Annotated in this window: 11 protein-coding genes and 1 other RNA gene; 7 read left to right on the top strand and 5 right to left on the bottom strand. The window is 34.0% G+C overall.

Features of this window, described 5'->3' with window-relative positions; all coding sequences use genetic code 11:
- Positions 1-16 precede the first annotated feature (16 nt).
- Positions 17-994, top strand: coding sequence for a type IX secretion system membrane protein PorP/SprF (locus KFZ70_RS13265; protein ID WP_139694757.1), 978 nt, complete (start codon positions 17-19; stop codon positions 992-994).
- 23 nt (positions 995-1017) lie between these two features.
- Here KFZ70_RS13265 and KFZ70_RS13260 read toward each other — a convergent pair whose 3' ends face one another.
- The 3 genes from KFZ70_RS13260 to KFZ70_RS13250 all read right to left on the bottom strand — a co-directional run bounded on the left by KFZ70_RS13260 (position 1018) and on the right by KFZ70_RS13250 (position 4465).
- Positions 1018-2037 carry a cytochrome d ubiquinol oxidase subunit II gene (locus KFZ70_RS13260; protein WP_139694756.1) on the bottom strand — a complete coding sequence of 340 codons (1020 nt, stop codon included), beginning with the start codon at positions 2035-2037 and terminating at the stop codon, positions 1018-1020.
- Between the two features lies 1 nt (position 2038).
- Positions 2039-3343: a cytochrome ubiquinol oxidase subunit I gene (locus KFZ70_RS13255; protein WP_139694755.1), complete on the bottom strand. Its 1305-nt coding sequence runs from the start codon at positions 3341-3343 to the stop codon at positions 2039-2041.
- A gap of 87 nt (positions 3344-3430) precedes the next feature.
- The gene (locus KFZ70_RS13250; RefSeq protein ID WP_139694754.1) at positions 3431-4465 is read right to left on the bottom strand and encodes a glutaminyl-peptide cyclotransferase; all 1035 of its coding nucleotides are present in this window, start codon (positions 4463-4465) and stop codon (positions 3431-3433) included.
- Positions 4466-4553: 88 nt separating this feature from the next.
- Here KFZ70_RS13250 and ffs point away from each other — a divergent pair.
- Both ffs and KFZ70_RS13240 read left to right on the top strand, forming a co-directional pair.
- Positions 4554-4652, top strand: an RNA gene (gene ffs, locus KFZ70_RS13245) — signal recognition particle sRNA small type.
- Between the two features lie 78 nt (positions 4653-4730).
- Complete coding sequence (locus KFZ70_RS13240; protein ID WP_139695008.1) at positions 4731-5534, top strand: SDR family oxidoreductase; 804 nt, start codon at positions 4731-4733, stop codon at positions 5532-5534.
- A 2-nt stretch (positions 5535-5536) separates the two neighbouring features.
- On the opposite strand, the gene KFZ70_RS13235 is transcribed toward KFZ70_RS13240, so the two are convergent.
- Positions 5537-6958, bottom strand: coding sequence for a hypothetical protein (locus KFZ70_RS13235; protein WP_139694753.1), 1422 nt, complete (start codon positions 6956-6958; stop codon positions 5537-5539).
- A 196-nt stretch (positions 6959-7154) separates the two neighbouring features.
- Here KFZ70_RS13235 and KFZ70_RS13230 point away from each other — a divergent pair, with 196 nt between their 5' ends.
- Entirely contained in the window at positions 7155-8780 is a 1626-nt protein-coding gene (locus KFZ70_RS13230; RefSeq protein ID WP_139694752.1) for an ABC-F family ATP-binding cassette domain-containing protein, read from the top strand.
- A 24-nt stretch (positions 8781-8804) separates the two neighbouring features.
- Here KFZ70_RS13230 and KFZ70_RS13225 read toward each other — a convergent pair whose 3' ends face one another.
- Entirely contained in the window at positions 8805-9221 is a 417-nt protein-coding gene (locus tag KFZ70_RS13225) for a glyoxalase (protein ID WP_139694751.1), read from the bottom strand.
- A 266-nt stretch (positions 9222-9487) separates the two neighbouring features.
- On the opposite strand from KFZ70_RS13225, the gene KFZ70_RS13220 reads away from it, so the two are divergent.
- The 3 genes from KFZ70_RS13220 (at position 9488) to leuC (ending at position 12399) form a co-directional block, all read left to right on the top strand.
- Positions 9488-10375, top strand: a complete 888-nt coding sequence (locus tag KFZ70_RS13220) for a DUF72 domain-containing protein (RefSeq protein ID WP_139694750.1) — start codon at positions 9488-9490, stop codon at positions 10373-10375.
- 5 nt (positions 10376-10380) lie between these two features.
- Positions 10381-10764 (top strand): acyl-CoA thioesterase, encoded by a 384-nt coding sequence (locus tag KFZ70_RS13215; protein WP_139694749.1) that lies wholly within the window; start codon positions 10381-10383, stop codon positions 10762-10764.
- A gap of 234 nt (positions 10765-10998) precedes the next feature.
- Positions 10999-12399 carry a 3-isopropylmalate dehydratase large subunit gene (gene leuC, locus KFZ70_RS13210; RefSeq protein WP_139694748.1) on the top strand — a complete coding sequence of 467 codons (1401 nt, stop codon included), beginning with the start codon at positions 10999-11001 and terminating at the stop codon, positions 12397-12399.

Below are 12399 nucleotides of genomic sequence, written 5' to 3'. Positions count from 1 at the left end.
CTTAAGACGAAAACACATGAAAAAGATCATTATATACCTACTAGTTTTTATGCTGACTCATGCCTATGGGCAGGAGTTAAATCTACCTGTATTTACGCAGTATTTGGCAGATAATAATTTCGTGGTATCTCCTACCTATGCTGGTATAGGTGATAATTTAAAGATACGAGCAAACGGCCTTACCCAGTGGGTGGGTATAAAAGGAGCACCGGATAATCAATCTATTTATGGCGATGTTAGAATAGCGGATCGTTCAGGAGTAGGTTTATCCCTGTATAACGATAAAAATGGAAATACTATTCAAACGGGATTAAAGTTTTCGTTTGCACACCATTTGGTTTTAGATTATTATTCTAAGCAATATTTATCATTCGGGATTTCGTATAACCTGAATAACTTCAGAATAGATATTAATAACTTTGATGGCGGGTATGAAAACCCTACTTTAGATCCGTTTGTAACAGATGATAGACGTACCTCAAACAACAACTTTGATGTAGGTGCCCTTTACCGTAACAAAGGCTTCTTTTTTAGTTTAAACATTAATAATATTCTAGATAAAAACTTAGATGAAAGCATCAGAATAGCCGAACCTCGATTATTGCTTAACTACCAAATATACTCTGGTTTAACTATTAGAGGGCCTAAGAAAAGTGGTTTAGAGTTTGAACCATCCATATTCTATCAAATGTTTCAGAGTGATAAACGTTCTAGTACCGATGTGAATTTTAAATTCAGAAAATTCAATAGAAATGAAGATTACTTCTGGGCGGGTATTTCTTACCGCTTTTTGAATGATCAATTTTTTAAACCATTAAACGTAGGACCTATGGTAGGGTTTCAAAAGTCTATTTTTTATTTTGGTTATGCCTACCAGGTGACTACAAATGATTTAGCAGGATACAACTCCGGTACTCATGTGATAACCATTGGTCTTAACTTCTTACAAGGTATTAGCAACTGTCCTTGTACACAAAGTGCCGTACATAAGTAGACTGAAACACAGAAGTTAAAAAATTACTGTTCTAATACCTTTATCATCTTAAACGATTTTAAAAGATGAAATAAGCCAGGTAGAATAATGAGTCCGCCAACAATGAGTGAAATACCTAATACTTGAATGGTCTTCTCAGAAGCTACCGTTTCAAGAATATTTATGTTAGCGTTAGCTCCAAGAATTAACACAGGAAAATGGGTTATAAAAGCGGCTAGTAATATCAATACAACCTGAAGTCCAGCCAGCGTTCTGCTTAACACCTTTTTAGCATTTTTTATACTTTGAAGCAAAGGCATAATCAATATGGCAGAAATACCAATTAATGCTATGGTATACGGATTTTTAATAAAATCGGTTATAAAAGCAACGTTATTTATAAAGCCATAGGATAGTACTAAAAAACCAATACTAATAACCGCTATGGTGGTGTAACGTGATTTTCTAACATAAATCGCTCGGTTATCAGGGTTAGATTCCCCAATAAGTAATATAGACGTTAAAAACGCACAAAGTCCTGCAAAAAAGCAGCCTACTAATATTGCAAACCAATTGAACCATGGTGTTATGTAGAGTTCTTTAAAAGTGTACGCTTGATAGTCGTTTGTAATAATTAATTCTCCAGAAAGCATAGCACCTGCCGTCATGCCTAAGAAAATAGGGGTAAGGAGGCTGGCTATTCTAAACATCCAGTCATACAGGATTTGAGATTTGTCTTTATAAGCATCATAATGCCTGAAAACAAAAGCGACACCTCTAAGTGTAATACCCAACAACACCAGAGTTAATGGAATATGTAAAAACACCACTAGAATGTTGTAAAACTGAGGAAACCCAACCCAAAGAATAACCACTAATATGATAATCCATATATGGTTAGCTTCCCAAACAGGCCCCATAACCCGATAAATGGTTTTCTTAGTAAGCTGTTGGTTTTTCTTTGTAGAAAAAAGTTCAACAATACCAGCTCCAAAATCAGCACCTGCTAAAATTACATAAAGCAAAAGGGAGACTAGTAAAAACGTGAGAACAACATATAACATACTAACTTAAATTTGATTGGTTAAGTAATTTAATTTGTCTAGCCATTAACCAGCTTACTGCTATAGTTAGAATCGAATACAGGATAACATACATATAAAAGCTATAAATCATGCCTGGCATAGGAGTAACAGCATCTTTAGTCTTCATAACGTTATGAATAATCCAAGGTTGTCTTCCAACTTCAGTGACTATCCAACCTGCTTCAAGAGCTATAAATCCTATGGGAGCCATTAATGCAAATAACATCCAAAATTTATTATTTTCCGATAAAGCTGTTTTTTTAAGACTAATAAAAAATAAGATTCCTACAACGAGTAAAAGGGTGCCTAAGCCTACCATAACTTGAAAGGCATAATGCACTATAGCTACAGGTGGTTTTACATCATCGGGAAAATCCTTAAGTCCTTTTACTTCGGCATTAAAATCGCCGAAAGCTAAAAATGATAATGCTTTAGGAATTTCAATTTTATAAGTTACTTTTTCGTTTTCTTCATCAACAATACCTCCAATATATAGGGGAGCACCTTTTTGCGTGTTATAGTGTGCTTCCATAGCGGCGAGCTTAACAGGTTGTCTCTCGGCTATATCTTTTGCCGATAAATCACCACTTAAAGGCTGCAAAATAGCGGCAACCGTCCCAAAAGTAATGGCTATTTTAAATGCTTTTTTATGAAGTTCTATTTGACGCTGTTTATAGATTTGATAGGCATGAATTCCAGCTACTGCAAATCCAGTTGCCGTAAATGCGGCAAGCGTCATATGTAACGCTTGAGTGAACCAAGCTGGATTGAAAAATGCTTTTACGGGGTCTATATTTAAAAATTCACCATTAATATAATCAAAACCAGATGGGGCATTCATCCATCCATTAGCGGAAACCACTAAAATACCTGAGGTTACTCCTGATATTCCAACAATAACTCCGGTTAACCAATGGAATTTTTCAGGAATTTTGTTCCAACCATAAAGATAAAAACCCAATGCAATAGCCTCAACAAAAAATGCAGCACCTTCTAAAGAAAACGGCATACCAATTATAGGACCTGCATATTTCATGAATTCTGGCCATAACAACCCTAATTCAAAAGACAAAGCGGTACCTGATACCGCTCCAACAACAAAAAAAATGGCAACACCTTTTTGCCAAGATTTGGTGAGTTCTAAGTAAACTTTATTTCTTGTGTTTAGCCATTTTTTGTGTGCTACAATCATAAAAAATGGCATGACCATACCTATACAAGCAAATACAATGTGAAATATGAGGGTAAATGCCATTTGAAGTCTCGCGGCATCTAAATTATCCATGATAAAAGGCTTTTAAGAAGTGTACCACAAAGATACTCTATAAAGCGTAATTTGGTAGTGGAATATCCAATAAAATCAGGTTAAAAATTACTTCTCAATAATTTTAACTTCAAATAATTTATCCCAGCGTTTACCCGTAATGAAAATGGTTTTAGTTTCAGGATTATAGGCAATACCATTTAAAACATCAAGACCATCATGCTGTGTTACTTTGTCTTTTAAGGTTGAAAAATCAATTACCCCAGTAACAGCGCCATTTTTGGGGTTTATAATGGCTACACCGTTCTTTTGATATCTATTAGCATAGATTTCACCTTCAACCCATTCTAGTTCATTAATGCCAACAATCTTACCTTTATTGGTGTAAACTTGAATATAATCTTCTTCAATTAGAGTCTCAGGATTTAATAACCAAACCTTCTCGGTTCCATCGCTTTTATAAATTTTGTTACCATCATGACATAAGCCCCAACCTTCTTTACTATTTCCATATTTAAAACTACCAAGCTTATTAAAGGTATTCACATCATACACAAAACCAGTACCTTCTTGCCAAGTTAGTTGATATATTTTGTTATCAAGAATGGTTAAGCCTTCCCCAAAGTATTGATCTGCTAAGTCAATATTTTTTATAATCTTTCCCGTCTTATAATCTACTTTTCTTAATTTAGATTCTTTATACTGTCCAGTACTCTCATATAGTGTATCATTATAAAATTCTAAACCTTGGGTGTAAGAGGTTATATCATGCGGATATGTATTGATGATTTCATACGTATACACATTAGGAAGCTCATTATTAAGAATGGTAATGTTGGTTGAAACGGTTTCTTTACTTTCATTATAAGTTACCACGGCTTCTAAAGTATGTTTGCCTAATTTATGGTCAGCTAAACTCAACGAGTTATTAATTTCTTTGCCGTCTAGTTTATAAATAACCGATTCAATTGAATGTCCTTTTTTGTTTTCCAGAGACAGATTTAAGGTTTCATTAATTGAAATATGGCCTTTATTAGCATTAGTTTTTATTGAAAAATCACTTTTTTTATTACTGTTATTAGAGCCGCAAGAAACGAGAGTAATACTTAATAATATGATTGTTAAATACTTGAGAGCTTCCATGATTTAAATTTAGTTTGAAGCAAGATATTTATTAAAAATCAGTTTAAAAAATCATTGTGATAATTTTAAAAGATTGTATCTTTGCAGCCGGCAAGTCCTACACAACCAGCTCCTGTTGAATCCTCCAGGTCGGGAACGAAGCAAAGGTAAATGGTCGTAGCGGTGTGATGTAGGTAGCTTGCCTTTTTTTATGCGCTAAATTTAGGTTTCCTCATCTCAATCAATTTCGTAATTTGCGCTCGTTTTTAATAATGTTTTCTACATGATGTCTAAAGTTATTTTAATTACAGGAGGTTCTTCAGGTATAGGAAAATCGATTGGTGAATTTTTAAAGGAAAAAGGATTTGTTGTTTATGGTACAAGTAGGAATCCTGAAAAGTACAAGGATAGTAAGTTCCCTATTTTAGCTTTGGACGTTGCCAATAATACCACCATAAAAAAAACGGTTTCAACCATTGTTGAAAACGAAGGACGTTTAGATGTTTTGGTGAACAATGCAGGTGCTGGAATAACAGGGCCTATAGAAGAAATCCCTGAAGAAGAAATAAAAAAAAATTTTGAAACTAATCTGTTCGGACCAATCAATGTTATTAAGGCTGTATTGCCACAAATGCGCCAGCAAAAAGACGGGTTGATTATAAATATTACTTCAATAGCTGGTTATATGGGTTTACCCTACAGAGGTATTTATAGCGCCAGCAAAGGGGCTTTAGAGCTCGTTACCGAAGCTTTTAGAATGGAAATTAAAGACTTCAATATAAAAATGACCAATGTAGCACCTGGTGATTTTGCAACCAACATTGCAGCTGGCAGATATCATGCGCCGCTTCATGAAAATTCACCTTATAAAAAACCGTATGGTGCTACACTAAATTTAATGAACACTCATGTTGATGCTGGTAGTAACCCTATCATGATGGCAGAAGCGGTATATAAAATAATAAACACCCCAAACCCAAAAGTGCATTACAAAATAGGCGCGTTTATGCAAAAATTTTCAGTGGTATTAAAGCGTATTTTGCCGGATATAGTTTATGAAAAATTATTGATGAATCATTATAAACTTTAAGCTTATCTGTTTAGCAAACCTAAAACTTCTTTTTCAAAACTAATAGAAAATATATTTGAGTTTCCATTTACAACTTTTCCTTTTCTATCAACAATAATGGTTTTTGTAATAGGGTACATGGCCAGAATATCTATAGCTTTATCTGGATTTTTAAAGAGATATTCATCTGAATAATCAAAATTGTAGCCCTGCAGGATTTGTTTGGATTTGTCAATACCATATCCATCAATATTGATGGTAATAAATTTTAATTCAGGATATTTCTCTTTGAGTATTCTTAATTGTTTATGACTTTTCTTAAAGTGCTCATAATGCATAGTAGACCAAAAACTAATCACCGAAGGTTTATTGATTATACTATGTAAGTCCTGCTCAGCTTTATTATAAGAAATCAAAGTTAACTCAGGTAATTTGGCACCTGCTTTCAAGTTGTTAATGGAGTTGACGTACCGTGTTAACTGGTCTTTATCTTTTTCATTTGTACTTTTTTCAATATAAGAGCCTAAAATAGCCTCATTATTTTTTTCATTATTACTTTTTGACAAGAAATACATCGTAAACTTAAACAATAATTCATTTTTTATGGCTTCATTAGTTACCAAACTATCAATTAGGTGCAGCCTATCTAAATTATAACATGTAGAACCACGGTGAAATGGCTTTCCTGTGCTATGTGCGTCATGTTTTTCTAAGGTCAAATTACTTACACTATGTCGTAAAAAAGTCATGTAATTATGATAATTACTTAACAACACATCATTGTAATTAATGTCTTTTCTATAATCATAAAAATTAGCGGGTACACTTTTTAAAATTTCTGCTTTGTTCTTTCCGTAATGTAAAAAAGGATAAACTTCTTTGCTAGAATAATAACTATAGTTGATATTGGCCTGCATGAAATCCTTGAACAAGTCAGACGGATGGTGTTTTTTTACAAATTGATTAAACTTTTCAGTTTTTCTATCTCTTATTGAATCAATATGTTTTTGATAATCTTCCGCAGAAAGCTGGCATAATTTAATGATGTACTGTTCTTCTGCCTCACTCTCTAAAAACGTTTCAATAAGGTAATTGTTTTTTTTACTTCCTTTGCCCGAAAACACAAGAGACTCATCAAAATCAAGTGTGTTTAGCCTAAATAATACACTATCTTGGGGCTCCAGAAGTACCATTTGATATTCTCCTCCATGTCTGAAATTATAAATTCCGTCGCTAAGATTTTTAATTTTGTATAAAAATCTATTTCTTCCATCAAGATTTATAGTATCAATAATAGTTTCATTTTTTGATAGCACCACATATTTGGTATTCGGGTTTATAATTTCCCCTCCAATGTATGCGTAGTCTACCGTGGCGCTTCCATTATCTTTTTTGCAACCAAAAAAAGTAACACAAAGCAAAATAAATGATAAATAAAACTTCATAAATAACTCCAGAGTATCTTTGGTGTATCACAAAAGTATAGGTTGTATGCAAAAAGTGCTGTTAAGGGGCTGTTAAAGTTGTATTCGCTTAAACGCCTGTAATAACACTTTATCCTATTATGGCTATAAAATAGGTTCGTTATGTTTCGTCTTACGGATTCATTTTTCTACTTTTGCAAAAAATTTAAGCTAAGTTATGTTATCTGTATCAAATCTTTCTGTACAATTCGGTAAGCGCGTTCTTTTTGACGAAGTAAATACTACCTTTAATAATGGAAACTGTTATGGTATTATTGGAGCAAATGGTTCTGGTAAATCTACATTTTTAAAGATACTTTCCGGTAAAATGGACCCAACATCAGGACATGTATCGTTAGAATCGGGAAAGCGCATGTCTGTTTTAGAGCAGGATCATAACTTATATGATGAGCATACCGTTTTAGAAACGGTTATTATGGGGAACAAACCGTTGTTCAGGATTAAAACTGAAATTGATGCTTTATATGCCAATTATACTGATGAAAATGCTGAGAAAATTGGGGAACTTCAGGTAGAGTTTGAAGAGATGAACGGATGGAATGCAGATAGTGATGCAGCTGCCATGTTATCTAATCTAGGTATAAAGGAAGAGTTTCATTACACATTAATGGCTGATCTTGATGGCAAGCAAAAGGTAAGGGTGTTATTAGCTCAAGCCTTATTTGGAAGTCCAGATGTATTGATAATGGATGAGCCTACTAACGATTTGGATTATGAAACTATTTCATGGCTTGAAAACTTTTTAGCTAATTATGAAAATTGTGTGATTGTAGTATCACATGATCGTCACTTTCTTGATGCTGTTTGTACACATATTTCTGATATAGATTTTGGAAAAATTAACCACTATTCAGGCAACTATACCTTTTGGTATGAGTCATCTCAATTAGCGGCAAAACAACACGCTCAACAAAACAAAAAAGCTGAAGAAAAGAAGAAAGAGCTTGAGGAATTTATTCGTCGTTTTTCTGCAAACGTAGCTAAGAGTAAACAAGCTACCAGTAGAAAAAAGATGATTGAGAAACTTAATATTTCAGATATAAGAAGAACCAGTAGGAGATATCCAGCTATTATTTTTGAACGCGATAGAGAAGCGGGTGATCAAATTCTAAATGTGGAGGGATTAGCGGCGTCAATTGATGGAGAAGTGTTGTTTAAAAATATTGATTTAAACCTTGCAAAGGGTGACAAAGTAGTCGTTTTCTCAAGAGACTCTAGAGCCACAACGGCATTCTATCAGATAATTAACGGAAAACAAAAGGCTGATGCTGGTGAATTTGCGTGGGGCGTTACAACGTCACAGTCTTACCTTCCTTTAGACAATAGTGAATATTTTAATAATGATTTAAGTTTGGTAGACTGGCTACGTCAATGGGCAACTACAGAGGAAGAACGGGAAGAGGTATATATTAGAGGTTTTTTAGGAAAGATGATTTTTAGTGGGGAAGAGGCACTTAAAAAATCAAACGTGCTTTCGGGAGGAGAAAAAGTACGTTGTATGTTAAGTAAAATGATGATGACCAGAGCAAATGTATTGATGCTAGATGAACCAACAAACCATCTAGATCTTGAAAGTATTACAGCGTTTAATAATTCATTAAAAAACTTTAAAGGCACCGTATTATTTACAACACATGATCACGAATTTGCGCAAACCGTGGCCAATCGAGTTATTGAATTAACGCCTGGTGGTATTATTGATCGCTATACAAGCTTTGATGAATATATGGAAGACAAGAAAATTAAAGAGTTACGTGATAAAATGTATGCGGTAACGGCGTAATAATTGATTCCAATTTTATAATAGCTAAACGGCAGTTAATAACTCTGGCTTTTCAAATAGTTGAATTTGACTAAGCAATCGGTCTTTTACCAAGTTCATCATACGTTTGTTTAAGGCTGAAGAGTTTTCAATATACATTAAATATTCTTCTACAGTAAATAACCCTATAACCATACCTTTCATAGAGTTTCTTAATTTCATGTCTTTTTGAATAGCATTCTCTAGATATGTAATACGTTTTTCTAGAGAATAATCATAAAAAACCGATTTATGTTTTCTGATATAATTCCTAAAAACCTCAATAAATAAATCGTTTTGAAATTTAATAATAGGGCGTAACACCGTATTTTGAAACTGTTCATCACGACTCATAGCCTCATTAATGGTTGTTGAAGAAATTTCTGGACGAATGCGTTTTAAATCTGTTTGTCTTGGTTTCATAACTATCGGGTTTTAATAAAGATATAGAATATAAAAACCTAGACGATTACTAGTCTACATAGTTTTTAACCACGTTATCAACAAAAATAATAAAACGTTAATCTTCAAACTCTTAAAACAAATCATACGTTTTGTTGAAATTACATCATCCACTTAAAAATATAGCTCCTTAAATTTTAGAATTACATTGCTTTTCAAGCTTATTGTTATTGTTGATTTTATTGTTACAATCGGTCATTTTTTTTATTTTTAAGAAAAATTGAAATATGAAGTTTGGAAGCGTTGAAAACCCTGAAAACATTGATTTTACCCTACCAAAAGACCACCCCAAAACCAAGGTGGTTCTTAATAAAACAAAAGATGATAAAATTCCAAAACTCTATGTAGGCTGTGCTAAATGGAATAAGGCAGACCTAAAAGGGTTTTACCCAAGAGGTACCAAAGATGAATTGCAATATTATTCTATGCAGTTTAATGCTATTGAGTTAAATGCTACATTTTACCGTATTTTTCCTGCAGAGCAATTTGCAACATGGTACGATAAAACACCTGATGGATTTAAATTCTTTCCAAAGTTAAATCAGGAAATTAGCCATTGGAAACGTTTAAACGAAACCAAAGAAGCGGTTCAAAACTACTTGTATAATGCCTCCAATTTGAAAGAGAAGCTAGGCACGGTATTTCTGCAAATGCACAACAATTTTGCTCCTAAAGATTTTGATAGGGTAGTCAGTTTTGTAGAAAACTGGCCAAAAGACATATCATTGGCTATTGAATTCAGACATACCAATTGGTATAATGACAACGCTGTAGCCAATGAACTGTATGACCTTTTAGAAGCGAACAACATTGCTAATATTATTGTTGATACTGCTGGAAGGCGTGATTTAATGCATATGCGATTAACCAATGCTACGGCTTTTATACGCTATGTTGGCGCAAATCATCAAACAGATTATTCAAGATTAGATGATTGGGTGGAGCGCTTAAAACAATGGCAGGAGCAAGGTGTAAAAGAAATTGATTTTTTTATCCATCAAAACATAGAAAAGGAATCGCCTTTACTTTCTGCTTATTTTATTAAAAACATAAATTCAAAATTGGGTTATAACTTAGCGATACCCAATGAAAATAAACAACAAACCTTATTATAATACCTATGAGATTTCACACAAGAAAATGGATTAAACCAGAAGATTTAAATGCTAATGGCACCCTATTTGGAGGTAGATTATTAGAATGGATTGATGAAGAAGCAGCCTTATATAGTATTGTACAGTTAGAAAACCAAAAAGTGGTGACTAAGTATATGAGTGAGATTGACTTTAAAGCTTCTGCTAAACAAGGTGATGTTATTGAGATAGGAATAAAAGCCATAAAATTTGGTAGAGCTTCACTAACTTTAAGTTGCGAAGTGAGAAATATGATGACCCGAGAAACTATCATCACCATCTCCAATATTGTTATGGTTAATATTGGCCCAGATGGCCATGTATTACCACACGGAAAAACAGAGATAGAATATGTCTCAGACAGACTTTAAAACTACTTTTTTTTGCGGTATAATTATTTCGAAAATTATAACCAAACTAGCGAATCCGTTGCATAAAATTTAATTTTTCATGTATTCATTGGTTATATTATAAAAAGTTAACAACAAGCCCTTTTTAACTTTTGAATACGTGTAATAAAACATAAATTTGTAAACTTTTATAACTTCTGAGACCTTATTACAACAAGGTCATAGAGTATTACAAATACAAAATTAAAAACACTTATGAGTAAGACATTGTTTGACAAAGTATGGGATTCACATGTGGTTAGAAAGATAGAAGACGGACCAGATGTATTCTTCATCGATCGTCATTTCATTCATGAAGTAACCAGTCCAGTCGCGTTTGTTGGATTGAAATCTAGAGGAATTGGGGTAATGTATCCCGAACGTACATTTGCTACCGCCGATCATAACACCCCAACATGGAATCAACATTTACCAGTTGCTGATCCGTTATCAGCCAATCAATTAGAAGCTTTAGCCAATAATGCTGCTGAATATGGTATTTCACACTGGGGTTTAGGACATAGAAATAATGGTATTGTTCATATTGTTGGACCAGAAAATGGTATTACACTACCAGGTTCTACTATTGTTTGTGGTGATTCACATACCTCTACGCATGGTGCTTTTGGTGCTATTGCCTTTGGTATTGGAACATCGGAGGTTGAAATGGTATTGTCTACACAGTGTATCATGCAACCAAAGCCAAAGAAAATGCGTATCAACGTAAATGGTAAATTAGGTTTTGGAGTAACACCAAAAGATGTGGCGCTATATATTATTGCGCAACAAACTACTTCTGGAGCCACAGGATATTTTGTTGAGTATGCGGGAGACGTTTTTGAAAATATGTCTATGGAAGGTCGTATGACTGTGTGTAACCTATCTATTGAAATGGGAGCTCGTGGAGGTATGATTGCTCCTGATGAAAAAACGTTTGAATATATAAAAGGACGTAAGCATACACCAAAAGGAGCAGATTGGGATAAAGCCATGGCTTATTGGAAAACGCTTAAAACTGATGATGATGCAGAGTTTGATGTGGAATTTAACTACAATGCTACCGATATAGAACCTATGATTACTTACGGAACCAATCCTGGAATGGGTATTGGCGTAACACAATCTATTCCTCTAGCTGAAGATGTGCAAGGTGGTGTTAGCACTTACAAAAAATCATTAGGCTATATGAAGTTTAATGAAGGTGATAGCATGATTGGTAAGCAAGTGGATTACGTATTCTTAGGATCTTGTACCAACGGACGTATTGAAGATTTTAGAGCTTTTTGCTCTATAGTTGAAGGCCGTAAAAAAGCTGATAATATTACTGCTTGGTTGGTGCCAGGATCGCATAAAGTGGTTGATCAAATCAAAGAAGAAGGTCTTGATAAAATTTTAGAAGCTGCTGGATTTGTATTAAGAGAACCAGGTTGTTCAGCTTGTTTAGCTATGAACGACGATAAAGTGCCTGCTGGGAAATTAGCAGTATCTACATCAAACCGTAATTTTGAAGGAAGACAAGGGCCAGGCTCAAGAACCTTATTAGCATCTCCATTAGTAGCCGCTGCTACGGCAGTAGAAGGTGTGGTTACCGACCCTAGAACATTAATTAACGCTTAA

The organism is Allotamlana fucoidanivorans (assembly GCF_045788535.1).
Lineage (GTDB): Bacteria > Bacteroidota > Bacteroidia > Flavobacteriales > Flavobacteriaceae > Allotamlana > Allotamlana fucoidanivorans.
The sequence above is the reverse complement of the archived record's forward strand: the minus strand, read 5'-3'. Positions and strand labels throughout refer to the sequence as shown.